Source organism: Streptomyces sp. NPDC003027 (assembly GCF_053591435.1).
The window spans coordinates 75,195-100,137 of sequence record NZ_JBSFTU010000026.1 but is presented as its reverse complement, the minus strand read 5'-3'; the positions used below and the strand labels follow the sequence as shown (position 1 = coordinate 100,137).

The window sequence follows — 24,943 nt, the reverse complement described above, 5'->3', positions numbered from 1 at the left end:
GATCCGTCCCCTCGGCCCTGGCGGGCCTGGGGAGACCCCATGCACCAGACCCCGCTCCCTGATCCGGCCTGATCCAAACGAAAGACCCTAGGTCGTGACCGGCCGACCGTGGCGAGGGCCCTGCCGCTTTCTCGGTCGCCGCACGATCACCGTCCTGGGCCCGAAGGCGATCCTTTCGCGGCGTAGCTGCCACGACGAGCAACCGAAGGAGCCATCGGCGCCTCTCACGGACGGGGCCCGTCCGACGGCTTCGGCAGCTCCTCCGCCTCCTCCCCGAGCTCCTCCGCGCCCTCCCCGAGCTGGAGCTCGAAGTCCCGCGGCTCCATTCCCGCCAGGGCCTCCCGGGTGAACTGGCCCCAGATCTCCGCCGGCGGCCCGCCCCCGTTGATCCGGGGCTCGCCGAGCGCTCCGTACAGCGGCTTCTGCTCACCCGTCCGCGGGTCCTGGCCCATCATCGTGACGACCGTCGCCAGATCGGGCGTGTACCCCGCGAACCAGGCGGCCCGGTCGTCCTCCGCCGTGCCCGTCTTGCCGGCCGCCGGCCGGCCGGCCGACAGCGCCGCCGTACCCGTACCGGTCTCCACCACACCGCGCAGGACCGCCGTCGTCGTGTCGGCGGCCTCCCGGGTGACGGCCTGCCGGCTCTCCGAGGCCGGCAGCTCCAGCTCCTGGCCGTTCCTGGTGACCTTGTCGACCAGGGTGTACGCGCTGTGCCTGCCGTGGTTGGCGAGGGTCGCGTACGCCTCCGCCATGTCGAGGGCGCTCGCGGTGGCGGCGCCGAGGGCGATCGACGGGGAGGCGTTGAGGTCGGGGGTGTCCGGGGGCAGGCCGAGGGCGATCGCGGTCTCCTTGACCTCGGCCGGGCCGACGTCGACCGCCATCTGGGCGTACACCGCGTTGACCGAGCTGTCGGTGGCGGAGCGGACGGTGATCTCGCCGTACGACACGTCGTCCTCGTTGGCCGGGTCGTACACGCCGCCGTCCCAGCCCTCCACCGGGCGCTTGTTGGTGCCGTCGTAGTACGTGTTCGGGGTGATGGGGCGGCCGTCCTGCGTCTGGGCGGCGTTCTCGAGGGCCGCGGTGAGGACGAAGGGCTTGAAGGCGGAGCCGACCTGGTAGTCGCGGCGGGTGGCGTTGTTGACGTACTGCCGGGTGTAGTCGACGCCTCCGTACAGGGCGACCACCCGGCCGGTCGCCGGGTCGATCGCCGCGCCACCCACCCGGACGAAGCGGTCGGCCGGGTTCCGTGCCGGGTCGAGCCGGGACATCACCTGCTCGTCGACGGCGGAGACGAAGGCGTCCTGCTTGCCCCTGTCCAGGGTGGTGGTGATGCGGTGGCCGCCGCGGGCCAGGGTCTTTTCGTCGATGACGCCGCTGCTCGTCAGATGGTCCTCGACGGCCTTGACGATGTAGCCGCGCTGGCCGGAGAGCCCGATCGCGGGGCGGGCGGTCCGCGGTGCGGGGAAGGCGGTGGCGGTGCGGGCGGCGGGCGTCAGCCACCGCTCCTTGACCATGCCGTCCAGGACGTACTTCCACCGGGCGAGCGCCTTGGGCCTGTTCTCCGGGTGCGTGGCCACGTCGTAGGCGGTGGGTGCCTTGAGCAGCGAGGCGAGATAGGCGCCCTGGGCGGTGTCGAGGTCCTCGGCGTCCTTGTCGTAGTAGGCGCGGGCGGCGGCCTGGATGCCGTAGGCGCTGCGGCCGAAGTAGCTGGTGTTCAGATAGCCCTCGAAGATCTCGTCCTTGCTCTTCTCGCGGTGGAGCTTGATGGCGATGAAGAACTCCTTCACCTTGCGGGTGACGGTCTGCTCCTGGCCCAGGTAGTAGTTCTTGACGTACTGCTGGGTGATGGTGGAGCCGGACTGCCGGCCCTTGCCGGCGAGGGTGTTCCAGGCACCGCGGACCATGGCCTTGGGGTCGACGGCCGGCTGGGAGTAGAAGTCCCGGTCCTCCGCCGCGAGTACGGCGTGCCGGACGGCCCGCGGGACACGTGCGAGGCGTACGTTCTCGCGGTCGACCTCGCCGTCCCGGGCGATCTGGGTGCCGTCCGCGTAGAGGTAGACGTTGGACTGGGCGGTGGCGGCGGCGTTCGCGGCCGGGATGTCCACGAGCAGGTACCCGGCGACGAATCCACCGGTCAGCAGCACAGCGGCGAGCAGCAGTGTGCCGAACAGCATCCGCAGGAGGCGCCGGGGGCGGCTCTTCCTGACCTTGGGGGGCCGGACGGGGACGGTGGGGTCCCTGGGGGGCCAGCCGGGCTGCGGGGGCTGATCGACGCTCATGTGGGAGCTCCCGTACCGAATGAAGGGGACATGGCCACCCCATACTGCACGCATTCGGACAAAAGCCAGGAATACGACTCGAAAACGGCTCGCGGGGGAGGCGGTCACCCCGCTAACGTCGTGCGCTTCGGTGTCGCCGACGGGGCGTCAGGAGGGAGCGTGCGTGGTGCGGCTGTACGCGACGGTCGCCGCGGGTGGGTTCCGGCGCCATGCCACCTACCGCGTGGCCACGGCGGCGGGGGTGTTCACCAACACCGTCTTCGGCTTCATCCTGTCGTACACCTATATCGCCCTGTGGGACGAACGGCCCCGGCTCGGCGGGTACGAGATGGCCGACGCGCTCGCCTATGTGTGGATAGGACAGGCGCTGATCGCCGTCTGCGGACTGATGGGCGGCGGGTTCCAGGAAGAGCTGATGGAGCGCATCCGGACGGGTGACATCGCCGTCGACCTCTACCGGCCGGCCGATCTGCAGACCTGGTGGTTCTCCTCCAACGCGGGCCGAGGCGCGTACCAGTTGCTCGGGCGTGGCGTCGTCCCGATGGCGGTCGGCGCGCTCGCCTTCGACTTCACGCTGCCGTCCCGCCCGCTGACCTGGGTGGCCTTCCTCATCGCGGTGGCACTGGGCTCGATCGTCAGTTTCGCCATCTGGTACCTCGTCGCGATGAGCGCCTTCTGGCTGCTCGACGGGCAGGGCGTGGCGCAGGTGGCCTGGCTGGGCGGGCTGTTCTTCTCCGGGATGCTGCTGCCGCTCAACGTCTTCCCCGGCGGGCTCGGCGAGGTGGCGCGGGCGCTGCCCTGGGCGTCGATGCTCCAGGTCCCGGCGGACGTCTATCTGGAGCGGTACGAGGGCTGGGGGCTGCTCGGCGCGTACGGCTTCCAGGGCGGCTGGGCGGTGGCGCTGCTCGCGGCGGGTCGGGTGGCGCAGTGGGCGGCGACGCGGAAGGTGGTGGTGCAGGGTGGCTGAGCTCTCCGCGCGCGGAGGCGCGCGGGCGGGCCGGACGGCGCGTACGTACCGGACGGGGGTGGCCGAGGCCTGGCGTACGTACCGGATGGTGGCAGCCATGTGGATCAGGTCGACCATGACCTACCGCGCCTCCTTCGCGCTGACCGTCTTCTCCAGCTTCACCGTCACCTTCTTCGACTTCGTCGTCATCCTGCTGATGTTCGGCCAGGTGCGCGGCCTCGGCGGCTTCACGTTCGCCGAGGTCGCCTTCCTCTACGGGATGACCGGCACCTCCTTCGGCATCGCCGACCTGACGATGGGCTCGCTCCAGCGCATGGGCAGGCGGGTCCGCGACGGCTCGCTCGACATCTTCCTGATGCGCCCCGCACCGGTGATCGCGCAGGTGGCGGCGGACCAGTTCGCGCTGCGCCGGCTCGGCCGGGTGGCGCAGGGGCTCCTGGTGCTGGTGTGGGGGCTGCTGATCCTCGACGTGGAGTGGACGGCGGTGAAGGCGCTGCTGCTGCCGGTGACGATCGTCTGCGGCGCGCTGATCTTCTCGGCGCTGATGGTCATCGGCGCCTCCATGGTGTTCTGGGCCCAGGACGCCGCCGAGGTCACCAACGCCTTCACGTACGGCGGCAACACACTGCTGCAGTATCCGCCGTCGATCTTCGCGCAGGAGCTGGTGCGGGGCGTGATCTACGTCGTCCCGCTGGCGTTCGTGAACTGGCTCCCGGCGCTGTACATCCTCGGGCGCGAGGCGCCGGCCGGGGTGCCCGGCTGGGCGGCGTTCGCCTCGCCGCTGGTCGCGGCGGTGTGCTGCGGGCTCGCCGGGCTGGCATGGCGGGCCGGACTTCGTTCGTACCGATCGACAGGGAGCTGAGCGTGTCCTCCACCGACTCCATGGATTTCATCGAGCTGGAGAACGTCGAGAAGGTCTTCTCGGTGCGCCGGAAGGCAGGTTTCCTCCGCCGCGAGAAGCGGGAGGTCCGGGCGGTCGACGGGATCAGCTTCGGTGTGGCGCGCGGCGAGATGGTCGGCTACATCGGCCCGAACGGCGCGGGCAAGTCGACGACGATCAAGATGCTCACCGGCATCCTGACCCCGAGTGGCGGCCGGCTGCGGGTCGCGGGCATCGACCCGGCACGGGAGCGGACGCGGCTCGCGCAGCGCATCGGGGTGGTGTTCGGCCAGCGCACGACGCTCTGGTGGGACCTGCCGCTGAAGGACTCGTACCGTCTGACGCACCGGATGTACCGCATCCCGGACGACCGCTTCGCCGCCAACCTCGCCCGGTGCGTGGAACTCCTGGAGCTGGGCGACCTCCTGGACGTCCCGGTGCGCCAGCTCTCCCTCGGCCAGCGGATGCGCGGGGACATCGCGGCGGCGCTGCTGCACGACCCGGAGGTGCTCTACCTCGACGAGCCGACGATCGGGCTCGACGTGGTGTCGAAGACACGCGTACGGGCCTTCCTGCGCGAGCTCAACGCCTCGCGGGGCACGACGGTGCTGCTCACCACCCACGATCTGACCGACATCGAGCAGCTCTGCAAGCGGGTGATGGTGATCGACCACGGCCGGCTGATGTACGACGGGGACCTGGCGGGGCTGCACGCGGTGGGGGAGAGCGAGCGGCTGCTCGTGGTGGACCTGGAGCGGGAGCTGCCGCCGATCGAGGTGGCGGGAGCGCGTTTTGTACGGTCGGAGGGGCCGCGGCAGGTGCTCGCCTTCCCGTCCTCCGCCTCGGCGGCGCCGATCGTGGCGGCGGTGGCGGGGGCGTATCCGCTGGTCGACCTGTCGGTGCGGGAGCCGGACATCGAGGCCGTGATCGCGAAGATGTACGGGGAGGGGGAACTCGGCGTGCGCGCGGGGAGTCCCTGAGAGAGGGAGGTGCAGGTGAAGAGCGACACAGGGCCTGAGGGCGCCGGAGGCGGGGTGGCCGCCCGGCCACCGCTGGCGGCGTTCGCGTACACGGCGGCGGACGAGGAGAGAAGCCGCGCCGTCCGCCGTATGAAGCGGATCGCGACGGGCCTGCTGCTCGTCGTCGCCGTCATCTACGCCCTGGCCACCTGGGCGGAGAGCGCGGGCCTCGGGGCCTGGGCCGCCTATGTGGCCGCCGCGGCGGAGGCGGGCATGGTGGGCGCGCTGGCGGACTGGTTCGCGGTGACGGCCCTCTTCCGGCGGCCGCTGGGGCTGCCGATCCCGCACACGGCGATCATCCCGACCAAGAAGGACCAGCTGGGCGTCACGCTGGGCTCCTTCGTCGGCGAGAACTTCCTGTCGGCCGAAGTGGTACGGGGACGGCTGCACGCGCTGGGCATCGCCGGCCGCCTCGGCGCCTGGCTCGCCGACCCGGCGCACGCCGACCGGGTCACGAGAGAACTGTCCACGGCGCTCCGGGGAGCTTTGACCGTCCTGCGGGACTCGGACGTCCAGGCGGTGGTGGGCGAGGCGATCACCCGGCGGGCGGAGGCGGCGGAGATCGCGCCGGGGATCGGCAAGACCCTGGAGAGGATCGTCTCCGACGGCGCGCACCACCGGGCGGTGGACCTCGTCTGCGCCCGGGCGCACGACTGGCTGGTCTACCACGCGGACTCGGTGATGGACGCGGTCCAGGGCGGCGCGCCCGGCTGGACGCCCCGGTTCGTGGACCGTCGCGTGGGCGAGCGGGTCTACAAGGAACTGCTCCGCTTCGTCACGGAGATGCGCGACATGCCGGCCCACCCGGCGCGGGGCGCGATCGACCGCTTCCTGACCGACTTCGCCGCCGACCTCCAGGCGGACACGGACACGCGGGCGCGGGTGGAGCGCCTCAAGTCGGAGCTGCTGGCCCGGCCGGAGATCCAGGACATCATCGCCTCGGCGTGGGCATCGGTCCGCGGCCTGATCATCGCGGCGGCGGAGGACGACCAGAGCCAGCTCCGCCTGCGCGCCCGTGCGTCCCTGATCTCCCTGGGCGGCCGGCTGGTGACGGACGGGCGCCTCCAGTCGAAGGTCGAGGGCTGGGTCGAGGACGCGGCCGGCTATGTGGTCACGACGTACCGCGCGGAGATCACCTCCCTGATCACGGACACGATCGCGAGCTGGGACGCGGACCAGACCTCGAAGAAGATCGAGGCGAACATCGGCCGCGACCTCCAGTTCATCCGCATCAACGGCACGGTGGTGGGCGCGCTGGCGGGCTTGCTGATTTATACGGTGAGCCACGCGGTGGGGGGGTGAGGGGGGCGCTTCGGGGGGGGGCGGGGGGTTCCCCGGCCCGGGGCTGGGGGGCTTCCGGGGCGGGGTGGTCACGCGCTGGGCGACCGGGTTCCGGCCCGGCCGCCCAGCGCGTGGCGGGGGAGGTGTTGTGGAGTACGTACGGCGTCGGGGTTTCGTTCAGCCCTTGTTCCGGGTGACGGCCCATGAGGTCGCGGCCATGGCCCCGGCGACGGTGAACACCGCCGGCCAGGCCCCGACCTTCTTCGCCAGCGGATGCGACCCGGCGAACGCGGCGACATACCCGGCCCCAAGCCCGGCGGCCACCTTCCCCCCGGCCACCCGCTGCCACTCCCGCACGGCGACCCCACCCGCGGCGGCGAGCACGACACCCCCGAGAGGCCGCTTCTTGCTCCACCGGGCGACGGCATAACCACCGACGAGGCCGGCGGCGGCTACGACGGGGGAGGGGACGCGGGGCATGACGGGGCACCTTCCGACGGACTGGACGTCTACGGTACGAGCCTAATGACGCCGCCCCCCCGTTCGGGGCAGGCGGTGAGGGCGGAGGTTGCGTGTGTGCTTCTGGCGTCTGTCCGCCCTCTCTCCGAGTGTGGCGCCCTGCTGCGTCCCCGCAAGGGCGCTCCTTCGTCGCGTCGGCTTCGCCGACTCCGCTGCGCTCCACCCTTGACCGGCCGGCATCGGGCGCCTTTTCACACTCGGAAGGCGGCCGGAGGGTGGGGGCCAGGCGCGGGAGCCCGCCTGTGCTGCCGGTCCGTTGAGCGTTGTCACGACCCGCCTCGCTCTTGTAGATCTCGTCGACGCAGCCGAACTGGTCCTCGGAGTAGGCGAGTTGAGCAGGGTCGCCGCCTGCCGGACGGATGCCTCGTCGGGGCCCTCGATCTCTACGAAGGTGGGGAGGTCGGGCCAGGTGTCGAAGTCGTAAGGCGACCTCACCCAGGCGCCACTCCTCGCGGTAGTTCTCCTGGTAGCGGACCTCGGTCAGGCCGAGGCGGCGGAGGATGTCGGCCATGGCATGCAGGTCGGTCACCTCGGTCTCGATCTCGGTCGTGCCGTCGATCGTCGTGGCGTCGGTGACCTGCTTGAGCGTGAGCGTCGAGCGGGTGCCCTCGTCCCGCAGGCGGAGCCACGCACCGCCGTCGAGGACGTCGTTCTCGAAGAGTCCGCGCGGGAACGCCTGTTCGGCACCGAGGGTGGTGAACTTGGCCTGAGGGCCGGTGACGTCGACGGCCAGAAACTTCCCCTCGTACTCGTGCTTCATGAGTCCTCCTTTCCGTGTGAGCGGGGGAGGGCGGACGTACGGGCTGTGAGGAACAGGCCCATGCGGTGGGTGTGGTCCTGGAGCTGGCCGATGTGTGCCCGCTCGGTGAACTCGTTCGTGCGCAGCGTCAGCAGCACCTCCCAGTCGCCGATGAAGTGGTGCCGCAGGCGTTCGGGGGAGGTGTAGTGCTCGACCAGGTGGTGGCGTTTCTCGACGGGCATCATGAACTCCGCGCCGAACACACCGCCGGGACGGACCAGACGCTGCATGCGATCGACGAACTCGGCGAGTGAGCGGTGGTGGTTGGCACTGTAGTGCCATGAACAGCTCGTCCAGACTGCGTCGCACGGGATGTTCAGAGATTCGCCCTGAAGGAAGCCCTCCTCTACGACCCGTACGCGCTCGTGGAGTTCTTCGAGTTTGAGCTTGGTCGATCAGGCCCAGCGCGTGGGCTTGATTGTCACCCGGGAGGTGGACCTCTCCACCGTGCAGGGCGAGCGCGTCGCGTTCGATCGCGATGACGCGGTATCCGGCGGCGGCGAGCGGCAGGACGAACCATCCGTCGCTCGCGCCGACGACCGCGACGGTGCCGTCAGGGGCAACCCGCTCCCTCAACGTGGCGAGGAACTGGGGGAAGAAGGTGAGGGTGTGCTCCCACAGGCTCAGGCACTGGATGGGTGCCCACGGCTTCGGCTCCGATGAGGTGCTGGACATGGCGGAGGCGCGATTGGAGTCCGGCTTGTGATGAGAGAACAGGGGACTCGATGTGGTGCCTTGGTTTTCGTGTGCGGCGGCGGGCACGTGATCTAGATTCTCCGCATGGGGATCCGAGACATGCTCAGCGAGATCGCGAGTACATACGACCGCACGGCAGGTTCGGCGCGTGATGTGAAGGGCCAGCAGGTGCTGCGGGGGGTGGCGAGTCGGACGGATCTGGCCCTTCCGCCGGGCTTCAAGGCCAAGGGGCATGGAGGGCAGACGACTCCGGCGGCGACCCCCTGGATAGGCATCTTCGATGAGAGCGGGGAGAGGGACCCCAAGAAAGGGCTCTACCTCGCCTACATCTTTAGCGCCGACCTGAAGAACGTGACCTTGACCCTCCAGCAAGGAATCACATGGCTGGAGGAGCGGCTGGGCAGGGGTGTCGCGCGGGAGGCTCACCTGCGGCATCACGCGGCGCGGCTGCGCCGGGCCGTGAGGCGCCAGGAGCGGCAGGGGTGGGCGGACGAGCCCGAACTGCGAGACAGGGCGGCGCGCCCTCGCGCTTACGAGGCTGCCAGTATCATCGCCAAGTCGTACGACACCGCCGCTCTGCCCAGTGATGTCGCTTTGATGGAGGACTTGCTGGTCGCGATCGAATCACTGCGACGCGCTGAAGAGGCCGACCGCGTCTGGTGGATGAGCGACGACGCCGACGCCCTCGAGATGGCCTACGCGCCGGGCGGCCACGCTCAGCCGGTCACCGATCCACTCGCCGGCTTCCAGCCCAAGAACAGCAGCGAGTACGTGGCCCAGATTACGGCCCGGCAGCAGGTTAAACAGCGAAGCCACGAGAAGCTCATCGAAGACTTCGGCCACTTCGTCGCGCAGCGGGGATACTCCCCCATCACGCGAGGCCAGCACCCTAAAGATCTTGTGTTGCGGCGTTCCGGTGCGGAGGCGGAGTCGGACGCCGAGTGGCTTATCGAAGCGAAGGTCGTGCGCAGCGGCAACCCCACGAAGGCGGTCCGGGAGGCTGTGGGGCAGCTCTACGAGTACCGCCACTTCCTCTACGAGCGGCAGCGAGAGCCCTTCCTCATAGGGCTGTTCTCCGAAGAGATCGGTGTCTACGCCCCGTATCTGGAGGAACGCGGCATCACCTCGATCTGGCGTGAGGGCGCCCGATGGGGCGGCTCCTCCATGGCACACGAGTGGGGGCTTGCCTCAGAGTAGGCCCGTCAGTCGTCCTCGCCGCCGTGGCACTCCCCGTACGTCCGCCCCGAGCCGCACCAGCAGGCGGCCGTGCGGGCCGGGGGCCACGGGGTCGCGCGGCCGCGGGCGGCCAAGGTGGTGGCGTACTGGGGGAGGAGGTCCGCGTTGGCCGGGGAGGAGGCTTCCGAGGCGGCGAAGGCTTCGTAGGAGGGGACCGTCGCCGGGACGATGCCGAGGTTGGGGGTGCCGGCCTGGGCGAGTTCGCGGAGGGAGGCTTCGATGTCCGTGAGGTGGGCCCGGTAGGTGGGGTACTCCGATTCGAGCTCCGGGTAGGCCGCCAGGAGCTCGTCCAGTTCCGCCTCCGGCCAGTGGAGGACCGCCACCGGGAAGGGGCGGGAGAGGGCCGTGCGGTAGGTGCCCAGCTCGCTGCGGAGGCGGGCGATCTCCGCCTGGAGCTCGGCCGGGTCCGACGAGCCGAGGGACCACAGGCGCTTCGGGTCGTGGAGTTCGTCCAGCGGGACGTCCGCCGTGTGGACGGCGTCCGCCAGCATGTCCCAGTCGTCATGGGGGAGCGCCAGCATCCTGCGGACCCGGTGCCGGGACTTCAGGAGCGACTGGGTGGCGTGCGGGAGGTCCTGGTAGTCGTGAGTGGAGCCCAGCAGGAGCGTCGCCGCCTCCGTGAAGACCGCCTCCGACTCCTCCAGCTCGTCATGCGCCTCCAGCGTCGCCGCCACGATCTCCCACGGCCCCGCCTCCTCGGGAGCCGACGTGCGTACGCCCTCGATGATCGCGCGTGCCTCCGCCTCGTGGCCGTACTCCCACAGGTTCGCCGCCTTCAGGGCCCGGATCAGGTGCGGATCCGCGGGCTCCGACGTCAGCAGCGTGTCGTACAGCCGCGTCGCCCGCGCGCGCTCTCCCGCCAGTTCCAGGTGGGCCGCCGCTTGGAGCAGCAGGGGTTCCTGGTCCTCCGGGTACCGCTCGGCGGTGCGCAGCAGGCGCTCGGCTTCAGTGGTGTGATCGGCAGGCGTGTCTGGGCGCATGAGGAATACCGTACTGCTGTACCCCCCTGGAGAGTTGGCGCGGCAGCGCTTATCGTGCCCGCGTGCGGGACAGGGTGGGTGCCAGGGTGCCGGTGGTCGTCCAGACCCGCGGGGTGCGCAGCGCTCCCGTCCGTGTGCTGTGGGTGTGTGCCGAGACCGTCGTCACCTGCGGGGTAGGGCGAGCCGTTCCGGTACGTCAACCGCCTCCGCGCCGGCGACGAGATCACGGTCCGGACCGGGGACGGGCTACCGCGTCGACCAGGTGCTGCCCCGGACCTCTTCCCGGGACGCCGGCGTCATCGCGCCCGTGCCCCGCTCCATGGTCACGCCCCTCCTACGGCTACTCCTCGCCCGGCTCCACTTCCGCCTACCGGCTCATCGTCCGGGCGAAGCTGGTGTCCACCTCCCGTAGGTGAGCCGGGAACGGATCCGACGCGGCGATCGTCTGTAGCGGCAGGAGCGATGCGAAAGGGGGGATGGTCTTGGGCTCGGTCCTTCGGGTCGTCGCGCCCCTCTTCTTCCTGCTCGCCCTCGCCGATCTGTTCCTCTCCGACGGCGGCGCCGTCCCGGCCGCCGTCGCCCTCGCCGCCGCCACCGTCGTCGGCGCCCTCCTCGGCGCGCGCACGGCTCCCGCCGTACCCCCGACGCGGGTGCGCACCGCGCTGCGCGACCGGGAGCGACGCACCGCCTTCCTGCCGCAGCGCGATCCCGACGCGTCGGGCCGCCGCAGGCCGCGAGCGCCCGGCCGTCTCCTTCCGACGGCCGCGTAGAGGTACCCGTACGACACGGCTCTCCGCGGTTCCGTCCTGCCGACTCCTCTTCTTTTCCGGCACGACGAGACCCTTCGGAGGGCTCCCATGTCCGTTTTCGCCTCCCTGGTCGAGCACCTCGCCGACCTGCTCCAGCCGCTCTTCGCGACCACCGCGACCGCCGCCGCGATCGTCCTGTTCACCGCGCTCGTACGGCTGGCCATCCACCCCCTGGCCCGCGCCGCGGCCCGGGGGCAGAAGGCCCGTACCCGCCTCGCCCCGCACCTGGCCGAGCTGCGCCGGAAGCACGCCAGGAACCCCGAGCGGCTGCGGAAGGAGGTCGGTGCGCTGCACGCCAGGGAGAACGTCTCGCCGTTCTCCGGGATGCTGCCCACCCTGCTCCAGCTCCCGGCGTTCCTGCTGATGTACCACCTCTTCGCCGGCGACCGCATGGCCGGCCACAGCCTCTTCGCCGCGCCGCTCGGCGACCGCTGGACCGACGCGCTGGCCGACGGCGGCCCCTTCGGCCCCGCCGGACTGGTGTACCTCGCGCTGTTCGGCCTCGTCGCCGTCGTGGCCACGTACGGCTACCGGAGTACGAAGCGGCAGATGGCCGACACCGCCGCCCTGCTGCCCGAGGGGCCGGGGGCGGGAGCGCTCGCGAAGGTGATGCCGCTGTTCTCGTACGGCACCCTCGTCACCGTCGCGGTCGTTCCGCTCGCCGCCGCGCTCTACATCGTCACCAGCACCACCTGGACCGTCGTGGAGCGGGCACTGCTGCGCTGACCCCGGACGGCTGGCTCTGGGCGGCTGACTCCGGGCGGCTGACTCCGGGCGGCTGCCTCCGGACGGCTGGCTCTGGAGGACTGGCTCCGGACGGCTGCCTCGGAACGACTCCCTCGACTGCCAGGCGCCCTGGATGGCTCCCGACGGGGCTCACGACTCCCCGGGGCTACCGGAGAGTAAGGGTCCAGGTTGTGAACGGGGTATTGCAGAGCGGTCGGATCTCTTGGAGGATCGGCCAATCCTCCGATGGCCGCACTCCATCGGCCGGGGCTCACCGGGGCCCGCCCCGGGCCCACCTCGACCACAGGGAGAAGACCATGAAGCTGCTGCGTGTCGGGCCGGCGGGCGCCGAGCGTCCCGCTCTGCTGGACCAGGACGGAACGCTGCGCGACCTGTCCGCCCTGGTGGACGACATCGACGGGGGACTGCTCGCCGACGCGTCCGCGCTCGACCGGATCCGGGCCGCCGCCGGCGCGGGGGTGCTGCCGGTGCTCGACGCGACCGGGCTGCGGATCGGTCCGCCGGTCGGCCGGATCGGCAAGGTCGTGTGCATCGGGCTGAACTACCACGGCCACGCCGCCGAGACCGGCGCCGCCACCCCGGCCGAGCCGGTCGTCTTCCTCAAGGCCGCCGACACGGTCGTGGGCCCTGACGACACCGTGCTCGTGCCCCGGGGCAGCGTGAAGACGGACTGGGAGGTCGAACTCGCGATCGTCATCGGCCGCACCGCCCGCTATCTGGAGACCGACGAGCAGGCGCTGGCGCACGTCGCCGGCTACGCGGTCGCCCACGACGTCTCGGAGCGCGAGTTCCAGATCGAGCGCGGCGGCACCTGGGACAAGGGCAAGAACTGCGAGACCTTCAACCCGCTCGGCCCGTGGCTGGTCACCGCCGACGAGGTGCCGGACCCGCAGGCGCTCGGGCTGAAACTCTGGGTCAACGGCGAGCTGAAGCAGGACGGCAACACGTCCGACCAGATCTTCCCGGTCGCCGAGGTCGTCCGCTACGTCAGCCGGTTCATGACGCTCTACCCGGGCGACATCATCAACACCGGTACGCCGGCGGGCGTGGCGATGGGGCAGCCGGAGCCGAAGCCTTATCTGCGGGCCGGTGACGTGGTGGAGCTGGAGATCGACGGCCTCGGCCGCCAGCGCCAGGAACTGAAGGACGCGTAACCACGCCTCAAAGGCGGTCGGAGGCGTCCTGAGTGGCCTTCAGTTGTTCCAGGGCCCGGACCACCAGGGCGTGGTCCTCGGCCTGGGGCAGTCCCGACACGGTGACCGAGCCGATCACCCCCGCGCCCTCAACCGCGATTGGGAACGAACCGCCGTGGGCGGCGTACCGGTCGGGGTCCAGGCGGGAGGACTGCTCGAACGTCGTCCCCTTGGCGCGGAAGCGGGCGCCGACGAGGAACGAACTCTCGCCGTACCGCTCGACGACCCGCCGCTTGCGGTCGATCCAGGCGTCGTTGTCCGCGCTCGAACCCGGCAGCGCGCAGTGGAAGAGCTGCTGCGCGCCGCGCCGGATGTCGACGGCCACGGGGGCGCGGCGCTCGCCGGCCAGTTCGACGAGGAGCGTGCCGAGCGCCCAGGCGTCCTCGTACGTGAAGTGGGGGAGGACCAGGCGGGCTTCCTGTGCCTCGATCTCGGCGATCTCAGTGATCTCGGTGATCTCAGTGATCTCGGAGGCCTTGGCGGTCTCGGTGATGTCGGTGGTCTCGGTGGTCTCGGCGGTCTCGGCGGTCTTGGCGGTCTCGCTCATGCGCGCGTCTCCCCGAGTTCCACCGTGACGCCCTCGCGGGCGGACCGCTTCGCCGCCTCCAGGACGTCGAGGGCGGCCGCGGCCTCGTGGGCGGTGACCGGGTTCTCGCCGGTGCCGTGCAGGGCCGCGGCGACGGCCGCGTAGTACGCCGGGTAGTCGCCCGGCAGGGTCTCGACCGGGGTGCCGCCTCCGGTCAGCGGCGACTCGCCGGAGCCGATCGTGCCCCACATCGACTCCGGCTCCACGCCCCAGGGTGCTCCGGGCGCCGGCCGCAGCCCCTCGCGCAGGGCGGCCTCCTGCGGGTCGAGCCCGTACTTCACGAAGCCGGCCGACGAACCCAGGACGCGGAAGCGGGGGCCGAGCTGGGCGGTGGTGGCGCTGACGTACAGATGGGACCGGACGCCGTTGGCGTGCGTGATCGCGATGAAGGTGTCGTCGTCGGCCTCGGCGCCGGGGCGGCGGACGTCCGACTCGGCGTACACGCGGACGGCCGGGCCGAAGAGGACCAGGGCCTGGTCGACGACGTGGCTGCCGAGGTCGTAGAGCAGGCCGCCGATCTCCTCCGGGGCGCCGGACTCGCGCCAGCCGCCCTTCAACTGCGGGCGCCAGCGCTCGAAACGGGACTCGAAGCGCTGGACCGCACCGAGGGCGCCGTCCGCGACGAGCTTGCGGAGGGTGCGGAAATCGTTGTCCCAGCGGCGGTTCTGGAAGACCGAGAGCAGCAGGCCCCGCTCGTCGGCGAGGGCGGCGAGTCCCCGCGCCTCGGCGGCCGTGCCGGCGACCGGCTTGTCCACGACGACGGGGAGGCCCGCCTTCAGGGCGGCGGTGGCGACGGGGACGTGCGTCTTGTTGGGGGAGGCGACGACGACGAGATCCAGCTCGTCCGCCCGTGCCCACAGCTCCTCGGGGGAGCCGGCGACCCGCACGCCGGGGTGCGCGGCGCGGGCCTGCTCCTGGCGCTCGGGGTTCCCCGTCGTGACCGTGTCGAGCACGAGGCCCTCGGTGGCGGCGATCAGCGGGGCGTGGAAGACGGAGCCCGCGAGGCCGTAGCCGACGAGTCCGACGCGGAGTGGGGTGCGAGGGGCGGTGCCAGTGCCAGTGCCAGTCATGCCTTCCACTTAAGCAACGCTGTTGCCAAAGGGCAAGCGGGGAGGAGAATGAGCGGGTGAAGAGCGAGAACGGGCAGGGTGCGCCGGACAAGCTGGACGCGCCGGGTGGTCGGCGCGGGCAGCGCGGGCACGACGGGCAGCGCAGGGCACGGGCGTCGACGACGGCCGGGGTGAACCTGTCGGCGCTGCGCAGCCACAACGCCGCGCTGGTGCTCGATCTGCTGCGCGGCGCGGGAGAGGAGGGCATCAGCCGCCTGGAACTGGCCGAGCGGACCGGCCTCACCCCGCAGGCGGTCAGCAAGATCACGGCCCGGCTGCGGGCGGAAGGCCTGGCGCGCGAGGCCGGCCACCGCGCGTCGACCGGCGGAAAGCCTCGTACGGTGCTGTGCCTCGTCCCCTCGGCGGCGTACGCGATCGGCGTCCACCTCGACCGCGACGAGGTCACCACGGTCCTCCTCGACCTCGCGGGTACCCGCGTCACCGCCCGCCGCCGCCCGCTGGACCTGGGCGCGGGGGCGGAGGCGGTCCTCGACGCGGTCCAAAGCGAGGTCTCGGCCCTGCGCGCACCCGCTGCGGTGGAAGCGGCGACGGAGGTTGGTAGGGGGGCTCAAGCGGGAGCCCCTGGCGTTCCGGATGCGTACGACGACGGCGCCGCCTTCCCGGGCGCGCCCGACCGCCCCGCCGTCCAGCGCGGGGCACCCGCCGCCCCCGCCGTCGAGCCCGTGTCGCCCGCCCCCGCCCCCGCCGTCATCGGCGTCGGCGTCGCCATGCCCGGGCCGCTCGATCATCTGGCCGGGGAGCCGGGGCGGGTCACCGGGTTTCCGGAGTGGGACGGGTACCCGCTGCGGGACGAGCTCGCGCGGCGGCTCCGGTTGCCCGTCGAACTCGACAAGGACACCAATGCCGCCGCCCTCGGGCTCGCCCTCCGGTCTCCGGCCGCCGACTCGTTCGCGTACGTCCACCTCGGTACGGGACTGGGCGCCGGCCTCGTACTCGACGGGCGGCTGCTCCGCGGGGCCAGGACCGGGGCCGGGGAGTTCGGGCACCAGACCGTGCAGCTCGACGGAGCTCCGTGCGGCTGCGGCGGGCGCGGCTGCCTGGAGGTCCTGTGTCTGGCGGCCGTCGCCCGGGGCGATCTCGCCGGGGCGGCGCGGATCCTCGGCATCGGCGCGGCGAACCTCGTACGGCTGCTCGACATCGACCGCGTCCTCCTCGGCGGCCGGGCCGTGCTCGCGGCGCCCGGGGCGTTCGCCGACGGCGCGCACGAGGTGCTCGCCGGCCTCGGGCTCCCCGTTCCGGTCACCGTCGCGGGCACCCCGCACACCGTCGCGGAGGGCGCCGCCCAGCTCATCCTCTCCGCACTCTTCGGAAAATAGGCTGATCGGGCGGATTGTGCGGGCCGTCCGGGGCCACCCGCCGCGTCGCTCCCGGGCGCCGGTCCGCGCGCATGGCAGCGTCGCGGCCGTCCCGTACGCCCGCGAGCAGCAAAGGCACGTGTCCCATGCGACTGCGCAACGCCCTCGCCCTCGGTGTGACCGCGGCGACGACCGGAACCGCCGTGCTCGCCCTCGCCACCGGCCCCGCCGCCGCGGCCTCCGCCCCGGCCACGGTCTCCGCCGGACCCGGCCCGGGGCCGGGCGCCGGCTCCAGCCCAGGTCCGGGCGCCGGTCCGGGCGCCGAGCGCCGGGACACGCCTCCCAGTTGCGGCAAGGAGTCGGACCCCGACTTCCCCATCGACACCCGCATCAAGGGCGGGCCCACCGACTACGTCCCCGGCGGTGGCTTCCGTAACTGGAGCGTGGAGCTCACGAACACCACCACCGACCCCTGCCACAGCATCCATCCGGTCCTGGCCCTCGCCGACCGCGACCGGGTCCTCGAACCCGCGCAGATCAAGCTCGACTTCTACGACTCCGAGGCCCGCCGCTGGCGACCGGTCCGGTTCGAGGGGACCGACGAGGACGAGTGCGTCGGCGTCTTCTCCGACTTCCCGGGCCTCGCCGTCCCGGCGGGGCGCACCGTCACCGTGCCCGTCCGGCTGGCCTTCCGCGCCGACACCGCGCCCAACGAGGTCGTCGCCAACGCGGCGATCGTCCAGCGCAAGGGAGACGACGGCGACTGGGTCGGGGAGTCGGCCGACTACCGCCTCACGATCGCCGCCGAGACCGAGACCGAGACCGAGACCAAGACCGAGGCCGAGGCCGAGAACGAGGACGTACGGGAATCCGCGCCGCCGCTGGAGGCGAGTCCCCCTCCCAAGGGGGACACCGGACTGCCGCCGGCCCGCCCGCTGCCCGAACTCGCCCGGACCGGAGGCGAGTCGGCTGTCGCCCTCGCCCCCGCCGCCGGCGGGTTGCTCCTCACCGGCGCCGCCCTGACCGCCGCCGGAGCCCGCCGCCGCGACCGGGCCACGCCCACGGCGCCGAGCCGACAGCCGAGCGCCTGACCGCCCCCGGAGACCGCCCGGGGCTGCCCAGCCCGGTCGCCACGACCCGCCACCGTGGAGCCGACAAGGCCGACGACGGCACATGGGCCTCTCACTGCGGGCGTCCCCGCCGGCGCCTCCAGCGTCAGCTTCCGCTTCCGCTACACGGGCCGGCAGCTGGTACCGGGGGATCGACGGGGTCAAGATCCAGACATCGTGATTAGGCTGGGGGGCGTCGCCACAGCGCTGTCGCGGCGCCCCCAGCACACCGCACGATTTCTGTACGGCAGGAGCCCCCGCACATGGCAGAGCGCAAGCCGATCGAATCCTGGCTCACCGACATGGACGGCGTCCTCATCCACGAGGGCGTCCCGATCCCCGGCGCCGACGCCTTCATCAAGAAGCTGCGGGAGACCGGGAAGCCCTTCCTGGTCCTCACCAACAACTCGATGTACACCGCCCGCGACCTGCACGCCCGGCTCTCCCGCATGGGCCTGGACGTGCCCGTGGAGAACATCTGGACCTCGGCGCTCGCCACCGCCCGGTTCCTCGACGACCAGCGCCCGGGCGGCACCGCCTACGTCATCGGCGAGGCCGGGCTGACCACCGCGCTGCACGACATCGGCTACGTCCTGACCGACCACGACCCGGACTACGTCGTCCTCGGCGAGACCCGGACGTACTCCTTCGAGGCCATGACCAAGGCCGTCCGCCTGATCAACGCCGGTGCCCGGTTCATCTGCACGAACCCGGACGAGACCGGCCCCTCCCTCGAAGGCCCCCTCCCCGCCACCGGCTCGGTCGCCGCCCTCATCACCAAGGCCACCGGCAAGGACCCGTACTTCGCGGGCAAGCCGAACCCGCTGATGATGCGCACCGGGCTCAACGCCATCGGCGCCCACTCCGAGTCCAGCGCCATGATCGGCGACCGGATGGACACCGACATCCTGGCCGGCCTGGAGGCGGGGATGCAGACGTTCCTGGTGCTCACCGGACTGACGACCCAGGCGGAGGTGGACCGCTACCCCTTCCGCCCGTCCAAGATCGTGAAATCGATCGCCGACATCGTGGACCGCGTGTAGAGACCCCCTGGCCGCACCCCTGCGGATGCGAGACGAACGGAATCGGGTGACCCTGCCAGTACCAGGAGGTCACGATGCGTTCAGGTCCCATTGCTCTCCGCGCCGCAGGGGCGGCCGCCGCGCTCGTACTGGCACCCTCGACCGGTACCGCGCACGCCCACGACGGAGTGAAGGTCACCGTCATCCCGTCCACCGTCCGGCCGGGCACCGATGTCGACATCCGCGTCCAGGGGTGCGCGAGCACGACCGGGGCCGCCACGTCGAAGGCCTTCGTCGCCGACGCCGAGCTCACCGGCCGCGGCGGTGGTGATTCCCGCCTGGTCGGCGACACGACCGTGAAGTCGAAGCTCGGCGACGGTACGTACAAGGTGGCCGTGACCTGCGACGGACACGAGCACCGGGATGTCGGGACGATCCGCGTCCAGCGCCACGAGCCCACCCCTCAGCCGACGCACAAGCCCACGCCACAGCCGACGCACAAGCCCACGCACAAGCCGACCCATCAGCCCACTCACCGCCCGACGCACGCCGAGCCCACGCACCGGCCGACGCATCACGCCAGCCCGGTCGCCCCGGTCCGCGCGGGTGGCGGCGGTGCCGCGGTCTTCGCCGCCCCGGTGGCGCCGGGTGTCGCGCAGACCGTCACCGACGACGGCCTCGGCACCCCGTACACCCTGGTCGGCCTGGGTCTGGCCGCGGCCGCGGCGGTGGCCGTCGCCTTCCGCAGCGCTCGCCGCCACCGCACCGGTCCGGCTCCGGACGCGGACTGAGGTGCCGACCCCATGTCCTCCGGACCGGGAAGCCGCGCGGCGGGTGACGGACGGCCCGGCGAGGGGCGGCCCGCCAACGGACGGGCCGGCAACGGACAGCCCGGCAACGGACGGGCCGGCAACGGACAGCCCGGCAACGGACGGGCCGGCAACGGACGGGCCGGCAACGGACAGCCCGGCAACGGACGGGCCGGCAACGGACGGGCGCTGACCGGCGTCGCCTGGGCGCTGCTGCTCCTGGGCCTCTGGCTCTGGGGCCGCGAGATCACCGACGGACCGGGAGGCAGCTCCGCGCCGACGCACGGTGACATCGCCGCCGTCGGGCGCCCGCTCGGCGTCCCTCTGCCGCCGGCGCACAGCCCGCTGAACTCAGCCGAGCCGCGTCGGGTGGAGATCACCTCGCTGGGCATCGCGGCGCCGGCCGTGCCACGTGGCCTGGACCGTACGGGGGCGGTGGACGCGCCGCCGTACGAGATGGCGCGGTCCGTCGGCTGGTACGAGCGCGGCGCCCGGCCGGGCGTGGAGGGTGTGGCCCTCTTCGTCGGCCACGTCGACACCGAGACGCGGCCGGCCGTCTTCTACGGGCTGAGTGCGGCCCGCCCGGGGGGCGAGGTCCGCATCACCCGTTCGGACGGCTCAGTCGCCGAGTTCACCATTGACGACGTCCAGGTCGTCCCCCGTGACCGCTTCGACCCGCACGAGGTCTACGGACAACGCCAGGCCGGCCGGGCCGAGCTCCGGCTGATCACCTGCGGCGGCACCTTCGACCGCGGGACCGGCACCTACACGGCGAACGTGGTCGTCTCCGCGTATCTCACCGGCGTGGCGAAGCCCTGAACGCCTGGCGGACGACGAGTACCGGACAGACGTCGAGGCCCCCTCACCATCGGTGAGGGGGCCTCGACTGTGCGTGCGCCGCCAGGGACTCGAACCCCGGACCCGCTGATTAAGAGTCAGCTGCTCTAACCAACTGAGCTAGCGGCGCCTGCTGACCCGCATAACTTTACCCGATCGCCGGGAGTGCTCCCGACCATTCCTCGCCGCTCCCGGCCTGTCGGATGGTCCTTTTTTATCTTCGATCCGTCAAAATGCGATATGTCCAGACAGTTGAGACACTGACGCCCGTGCAACAGCGCCAAAAGATCTTGACGAGTGTGGAGGGGAATCGCATGAGCGTGCCGGTATTCGAGGAGTACGAGCCCGCGGCAGACTGCGGCTGCGCGGGCTGCGCCCAGCAGCGGCGCGATCTTGTCCTTGGCCTGCCCGTACGGGCGGGCGGTCACCCGGCGGCGCACGGAGCGCGCCGCGCACTGGTCCTGGTGACGGCGGCGGGAGTGGTCATGGGGGGCGGAGGAGCGAGCGCACTGGCCCGACCACCCGAGCCGGCGGACCTCACGACGGGGACGGCCGGGAGCAGGGCGGCGAAGGCGGAGGTTTCGAGAACCGCGGTGACCGCGGACACCCCGGGCCCGGGGGCCGACACTCCGCAGGGCGGCACCGGTCCGCTGCACGGAGCACCCGGGCCCGGCTCGCAGCCGTCACCCGTCTCGACTCCGACGGGCAGTCACATCTCCACCGCCTCCCTGCGGAAGACCACCCGCTCCGAGATCATCAACCGCGCCAAGCGGTGGGTGAACGCCCAAGTCCCCTACTCCATGGAGCGGTACTGGTCGGACGGCTACCGCCAGGACTGCTCCGGCTACATCTCGATGGCGTGGAGCCTGCGCGCCAACGAGTGGACCGGCAGCCTCGACCGCTTCGGCGAGCGGATCGACCGCACCGAGCTCCAGCCGGGCGACATCCTGCTCTTCCACAACCCGGCCAATCCGACCAAGGGCTCGCACGTCACGATCTTCGGCGGCTGGACGGACTACACGCACTCGTCGTACGTCGCGTACGAGCAGACCAAGCCCCGCACGCGCAAGCAGGCCACGCCCATGGCGTACTGGAACAACTCCGACCGCTATGTGGCCTACCGCTACAGAGGAGTGGTCAGCGGCGCAAGCGGCACCGGCGGGGCGTCGGGCGCGGCGGCGGCGCCGTACCCGGGCGCGGCGAAGTTCGGGCCGGGGGCCGACAACGCGTACGTCACCCAGCTCGGGCGGCTGCTCGTGGACCGAGGCGGCAAGAGGTACTACAGCAAGGGGCCCGGGCCGCGTTGGGGCGACGCGGACCGCAGGGCGACCCAGGCGTTCCAGCGGGCGCAGGGCTGGAAGGGCAAGGAGGCGGACGGGCTGCCCGGGCCGCACACCTGGCGGCTGCTCGTGTCCGGCCAGGGCAAGGACATCGGCGGTTCGAGTGGTTCGGGCGGGTCGAGCGCGCATGCTCCGGGGTTTCCCGGGCGTGGCTACTTCCGTCCGGGCCAATCCAACGCATATGTGGAGAAGCTGGGCAAACAGCTGGTGAAGCGGGGCTACGGCAAGCACTACCTGTCGGGTCCCGGTCCGCGCTGGTCGGAGGCGGACCGTCGCAATGTCGAGGCGTTCCAGCGGGCACAGGGGTGGCGCGGCGGTGCGGCCGACGGCTACCCGGGCCCGGAGACCTGGCGGCGCCTGTTCCGATGACCCCGAGAGCATGAGGTGGACCGAATGACCCCATCGACCCCGAATCCGCTGGGCCCGCCGCCCGGGGACACCGGCGCGGCGGCCTCCCGCGACGCGGCCCGTACGGCGAGACGCCTGACGGACGAACTCCGCGCGTCGAGGCCGAAGCCACGCCCGGAGCCCGGTCCCCCCGTCAGCCAGGAGACCGCCCCCGAGGTCCCTGGCACGGCTCCGTCCGCCTCTGGGCAGGCGCCCGGCACGGCCTCGTCCGCCCCCGGTCAGGACCCCGACGCCTCCCGCCCGCCCGCCGCCGCCGACGCCACGAGCACCGGATCGAGCCCTGGCCCGACTGCCCCGGCCGGCTCGGCTGCGCCGACCGGCCCGGCTTGCCCCACTGGCACGGTCAGCCCGGCTGCGCCGACTGCGCCGACTGCGCTGGCAGGGACGGCAGGGACGGCCGCCACGGTCAGCCCGGCGACCCCGACCAGCCCCTCTCACGGGACCGTCCCGACCGGCCCTGACGCGGAGGCGGTGCCCGCGCCGGACGCGGCGGCGTCTGCGCCGGGCCCGGCTGGCGGCCCCGAAGGGGCGGTGCCCGCACCGGCGTCGGCCTCGGCCGGTCCGGCGGTCGGCCCGGGAGAGGCGCAGGACCCACCGGCCGCGGCACCGGGACCGGAGGCCCGGCCGGTCATGGCCCCGGCCGACTCCGGTTCGGGCGCGGCGGCCGGCCCGTTCGGAGGCGCGCCCGGCTCGGCTCCCGGAGCATCGGCGGGCGTCGGCGGGAAGGTGCTGGTCGGGGCCGTCACCGTGACGGACCCGAACCGGCCCGGCTCCGACGCGGGGGCCACCGTGGCCACCGCGCCGACCGGCTCGGCCCCGCCCGGGACCGCATCGCCCGGCTCGGCCCCGCCCGGGACCGCATCGCCCGGCTCGGCCCCGCCCGGGACCGCATCGCCCGGCTCGGCCCCGCCCGGGACCGCGTCGACCTCCGCCGACGATGTGCGGCGGATCGCCGGGGCGCAGGTCGGTGTGATCGCCGTGCCCGTGGCCGCCGAAGCCAACCCGGCGCGGATGGCGCACGTCCCGCCGCGCGTCGGGGCGCGGCGTAAGACGGTCATCGGGAACGAGACGACCGGGTCGATCCCCGTCCACCTCCTCTTCCGTGACGAGCCGGAACCTTCCGCGGTCAACGTGCTCCGCGTCGACGACGACGGCGGCCCCGCCACCGTCGCCATGACGCGCCCCGTGGCCGACAAGGCCTCCACGCCCCCCACCCCCCACACTCCCAAGGCGCTCATCCCCAGCCCCACCCGGCCCGAGCCCTCCCGCCCCGCCCCCACCGCCGACCCCAAGCTCGTCGAGCGTCCGGGCCCCGTCCTGCCCGGCTGGATCGGGGTCGTCGGCGGGGTCCTCGCGCTCGCCGGCTGCGCGGCCGTCCTCTGGTGGGCCGGGGCCGTGCCCGAGGAGCTCGCCCGGATGCTCCGGCTGCCCACGCGGCCGTACTACGGCATCCACCTCGGCCAGTGGGCGCTTCTCGCCCTCGGTGTCCTGGCCGTCCTCTTCTCGCTCGGCGGTGTCGGCCGCGGCCGCGTCGGCTACGCCTGGGTCCTGACCCTCTTCGGCGACTACCGCGGCACCGTCCGCCGTACCGGTCTCGTCTGGACCAACCCGCTCCTGCTCCGCCGCCGGGTCGACGTCCGCCTCCGCCACTGGCGCAGCGAGCCGCTCTCCGCGGTCGACGCCAAGGGGACCGCCCTCGACGTCGTCGTCCTCGTCGTCTGGCGCATCCGGGACACCGTCCGTGCCGCGCTCGGCGTGGAGGGCCACGAGGAGTACCTGCGCGAGCAGGTCGAGGCGGCCATGGCCCGCGTCCTGTCCCAGCTGCCGGCCGACGCCTTCCACGAGGACGCCCCGACCCTGCGCGACGCGGAGGCGGTCGGCGAGGCCCTGACCCGGATGCTCTCCGCGGAGTGCGCGCCGGTCGGGATCGACGTGTTCTCGGCGCAGCCGACCCGGATCGAGTACGCCCCCGAGATCGCCGCCGCGATGCAGCGCCGCCGGGTCGCCGCGCTGGACGCCGCGCACCGGGACAGTGTGCTGACGGCCGTCGTGGACGCGGTGGACGACGTGGTCCACCGGCTGACCACGCGTGGTCTGGTCGAACTGGACGACTACGAGCGCAAGTCGCTGGTCAAGGACCTGACGGTGGCGTTCTACACCGGTCGCTCCCACGCCGGAGAAGGGGCGTGACTGGTATGGACATGTTCAACTTCCGTCCATACCTTGGTACTTGGTCTAGACCGGAATAGGCACCACCGCGGAACGACGGTACGTCCGCACCACGTGCACCGCCGCACGACCGTCGCCCCGCGTGCAGCACGGCTCATCGAACTCCCCCACGTTCACCAGGAGCGACAGCATGCGCAAAAAGATAGGCGTGGCGGCGGTGGCGCTCGGCGTCGCCGGCGCCTCCCTCTTCGCCACCAGCAGCGCCAACAGCCACGGCTACACCGACTCCCCGATCAGCCGGCAGAAGCTCTGCGCCAACGGCACCGTGACCAACTGCGGCTCCATCCAATGGGAGCCGCAGTCGGTCGAGGGGCCCAAGGGCTTCCCGTCCGGAGGGCCCGCCGACGGAAAGCTCTGCTCCGCCGGACTCTCGCACTTCGCCCAGCTCGACGACCCGCGCGGCGGCAACTGGCCCGCCACCCAGGTCACCGCGGGCCAGAGCTACAGCTTCCGCTGGCAGTTCACCGCCCGCCACCGCACCACCGACTTCCGGTACTACATCACCAAGAACGGCTGGGACCGGACCAAGCCCCTCACCCGGGCCGCGCTCGACTCCCAGCCCTTCCTGACGGTCCCGTACAACAGTCAGCAGCCGCCGGCCACGCTCTCGCACTCCGGGACCATCCCCGCGGGCAAGACCGGCAAGCACCTGATCCTGGCGGTCTGGACGATCGCGGACACCCCGAACGCCTTCTACGCCTGCTCGGACGTCCAGTTCTGACCTGCCGTCGGTCGGCTGAGCGGGCGGCCCTCGCGGGGGCCGCCCGCTCCTC

At 72.3% G+C, this 24,943-nt stretch carries 22 protein-coding genes, 1 tRNA gene and 1 pseudogene; 16 read left to right on the top strand and 8 right to left on the bottom strand.

What is annotated here, in order from left to right:
* Nucleotides 1–224: 224 nt before the first annotated feature.
* Nucleotides 225–2,279, bottom strand: coding sequence for a transglycosylase domain-containing protein (locus tag ACWDX6_RS19925; RefSeq protein ID WP_451486213.1), 2,055 nt, complete (start codon nt 2,277–2,279; stop codon nt 225–227).
* A 166-nt stretch (nt 2,280–2,445) separates the two neighbouring features.
* On the opposite strand from ACWDX6_RS19925, the gene ACWDX6_RS19920 reads away from it, so the two are divergent.
* The 4 genes from ACWDX6_RS19920 to ACWDX6_RS19905 all read left to right on the top strand — a co-directional run bounded on the left by ACWDX6_RS19920 (nt 2,446) and on the right by ACWDX6_RS19905 (nt 6,447).
* Nucleotides 2,446–3,246, top strand: a complete 801-nt coding sequence (locus ACWDX6_RS19920) for an ABC transporter permease (protein WP_451486218.1) — start codon at nt 2,446–2,448, stop codon at nt 3,244–3,246.
* Entirely contained in the window at nt 3,239–4,108 is an 870-nt protein-coding gene (locus ACWDX6_RS19915) for an ABC transporter permease (protein WP_451486212.1), read from the top strand. Before ACWDX6_RS19920 ends, ACWDX6_RS19915 begins: the two co-directional genes overlap by 8 nt.
* A gap of 20 nt (nt 4,109–4,128) precedes the next feature.
* Nucleotides 4,129–5,106 (top strand): ABC transporter ATP-binding protein, encoded by a 978-nt coding sequence (locus ACWDX6_RS19910; protein ID WP_451486217.1) that lies wholly within the window; start codon nt 4,129–4,131, stop codon nt 5,104–5,106.
* Between the two features lie 129 nt (nt 5,107–5,235).
* Nucleotides 5,236–6,447 (top strand): DUF445 domain-containing protein, encoded by a 1,212-nt coding sequence (locus tag ACWDX6_RS19905; protein WP_451486216.1) that lies wholly within the window; start codon nt 5,236–5,238, stop codon nt 6,445–6,447.
* 156 nt (nt 6,448–6,603) lie between these two features.
* Here the strand turns inward: ACWDX6_RS19905 and ACWDX6_RS19900 are convergent, their stop codons facing one another.
* From ACWDX6_RS19900 to ACWDX6_RS19890, 3 genes and pseudogenes are all read right to left on the bottom strand, one after another.
* Entirely contained in the window at nt 6,604–6,906 is a 303-nt protein-coding gene (locus tag ACWDX6_RS19900; protein WP_451486211.1) for a hypothetical protein, read from the bottom strand.
* Between the two features lie 304 nt (nt 6,907–7,210).
* Nucleotides 7,211–7,705, bottom strand: a pseudogene (locus ACWDX6_RS19895) (class IV adenylate cyclase); the annotation flags it as partial.
* Nucleotides 7,702–7,974, bottom strand: a complete 273-nt coding sequence (locus ACWDX6_RS19890) for a hypothetical protein (protein WP_451486210.1) — start codon at nt 7,972–7,974, stop codon at nt 7,702–7,704. The gene ACWDX6_RS19890 and the pseudogene ACWDX6_RS19895, both read right to left, overlap by 4 nt.
* 550 nt (nt 7,975–8,524) lie before the next feature.
* Here ACWDX6_RS19890 and ACWDX6_RS19885 point away from each other — a divergent pair.
* Entirely contained in the window at nt 8,525–9,637 is a 1,113-nt protein-coding gene (locus tag ACWDX6_RS19885) for an MrcB family domain-containing protein (RefSeq protein WP_451486209.1), read from the top strand.
* Nucleotides 9,638–9,642: 5 nt separating this feature from the next.
* Here ACWDX6_RS19885 and ACWDX6_RS19880 read toward each other — a convergent pair whose 3' ends face one another.
* The gene (locus tag ACWDX6_RS19880) at nt 9,643–10,656 is read right to left on the bottom strand and encodes an SEC-C metal-binding domain-containing protein (protein ID WP_451486208.1); all 1,014 of its coding nucleotides are present in this window, start codon (nt 10,654–10,656) and stop codon (nt 9,643–9,645) included.
* Between the two features lie 476 nt (nt 10,657–11,132).
* Here ACWDX6_RS19880 and ACWDX6_RS19875 point away from each other — a divergent pair, with 476 nt between their 5' ends.
* The 3 genes from ACWDX6_RS19875 (at nt 11,133) to ACWDX6_RS19865 (ending at nt 13,366) form a co-directional block, all read left to right on the top strand.
* Nucleotides 11,133–11,426 (top strand): DUF6412 domain-containing protein, encoded by a 294-nt coding sequence (locus tag ACWDX6_RS19875; protein ID WP_451486207.1) that lies wholly within the window; start codon nt 11,133–11,135, stop codon nt 11,424–11,426.
* Between the two features lie 87 nt (nt 11,427–11,513).
* Nucleotides 11,514–12,191, top strand: coding sequence for a YidC/Oxa1 family membrane protein insertase (locus tag ACWDX6_RS19870; protein ID WP_451486206.1), 678 nt, complete (start codon nt 11,514–11,516; stop codon nt 12,189–12,191).
* Between the two features lie 317 nt (nt 12,192–12,508).
* Complete coding sequence (locus ACWDX6_RS19865; protein WP_451486205.1) at nt 12,509–13,366, top strand: fumarylacetoacetate hydrolase family protein; 858 nt, start codon at nt 12,509–12,511, stop codon at nt 13,364–13,366.
* A 7-nt stretch (nt 13,367–13,373) separates the two neighbouring features.
* Here the strand turns inward: ACWDX6_RS19865 and ACWDX6_RS19860 are convergent, their stop codons facing one another.
* A complete protein-coding gene (locus ACWDX6_RS19860) occupies nt 13,374–13,952 on the bottom strand; it encodes a heme-degrading domain-containing protein (protein WP_451486204.1) in 579 nt (192 codons plus the stop codon).
* On the bottom strand, nt 13,949–15,061 hold the full coding sequence (locus tag ACWDX6_RS19855) for a Gfo/Idh/MocA family oxidoreductase (protein WP_451486203.1): 1,113 nt from the start codon (nt 15,059–15,061) through the stop codon (nt 13,949–13,951). The genes ACWDX6_RS19860 and ACWDX6_RS19855 overlap by 4 nt, the downstream gene beginning before the upstream one ends.
* A 56-nt stretch (nt 15,062–15,117) precedes the next feature.
* Here ACWDX6_RS19855 and ACWDX6_RS19850 point away from each other — a divergent pair, with 56 nt between their 5' ends.
* From ACWDX6_RS19850 to ACWDX6_RS19830, 5 genes are all read left to right on the top strand, one after another.
* Nucleotides 15,118–16,437, top strand: a complete 1,320-nt coding sequence (locus tag ACWDX6_RS19850) for an ROK family protein (protein ID WP_451486202.1) — start codon at nt 15,118–15,120, stop codon at nt 16,435–16,437.
* Nucleotides 16,438–16,562: 125 nt separating this feature from the next.
* Complete coding sequence (locus tag ACWDX6_RS19845; protein ID WP_451486201.1) at nt 16,563–17,507, top strand: hypothetical protein; 945 nt, start codon at nt 16,563–16,565, stop codon at nt 17,505–17,507.
* A 281-nt stretch (nt 17,508–17,788) separates the two neighbouring features.
* Nucleotides 17,789–18,568 (top strand): HAD-IIA family hydrolase, encoded by a 780-nt coding sequence (locus tag ACWDX6_RS19840; protein WP_451486200.1) that lies wholly within the window; start codon nt 17,789–17,791, stop codon nt 18,566–18,568.
* Between the two features lie 74 nt (nt 18,569–18,642).
* Entirely contained in the window at nt 18,643–19,338 is a 696-nt protein-coding gene (locus ACWDX6_RS19835) for a hypothetical protein (protein ID WP_451486199.1), read from the top strand.
* Nucleotides 19,339–19,350: 12 nt separating this feature from the next.
* Nucleotides 19,351–20,175 carry a class F sortase gene (locus ACWDX6_RS19830; protein ID WP_451486198.1) on the top strand — a complete coding sequence of 275 codons (825 nt, stop codon included), beginning with the start codon at nt 19,351–19,353 and terminating at the stop codon, nt 20,173–20,175.
* Between the two features lie 74 nt (nt 20,176–20,249).
* Here ACWDX6_RS19830 and ACWDX6_RS19825 read toward each other — a convergent pair.
* Nucleotides 20,250–20,323 (bottom strand) — tRNA-Lys (locus ACWDX6_RS19825).
* 184 nt (nt 20,324–20,507) lie between these two features.
* Here ACWDX6_RS19825 and ACWDX6_RS19820 point away from each other — a divergent pair.
* The 3 genes from ACWDX6_RS19820 to ACWDX6_RS19810 all read left to right on the top strand — a co-directional run bounded on the left by ACWDX6_RS19820 (nt 20,508) and on the right by ACWDX6_RS19810 (nt 24,891).
* The gene (locus ACWDX6_RS19820) at nt 20,508–21,902 is read left to right on the top strand and encodes a peptidoglycan-binding protein (RefSeq protein ID WP_451486197.1); all 1,395 of its coding nucleotides are present in this window, start codon (nt 20,508–20,510) and stop codon (nt 21,900–21,902) included.
* Nucleotides 21,903–22,472: 570 nt separating this feature from the next.
* Complete coding sequence (locus ACWDX6_RS19815) at nt 22,473–24,131, top strand: SPFH domain-containing protein (protein ID WP_451486196.1); 1,659 nt, start codon at nt 22,473–22,475, stop codon at nt 24,129–24,131.
* Between the two features lie 169 nt (nt 24,132–24,300).
* On the top strand, nt 24,301–24,891 hold the full coding sequence (locus tag ACWDX6_RS19810; RefSeq protein WP_451486195.1) for a lytic polysaccharide monooxygenase auxiliary activity family 9 protein: 591 nt from the start codon (nt 24,301–24,303) through the stop codon (nt 24,889–24,891).
* Nucleotides 24,892–24,943 lie beyond the last annotated feature (52 nt).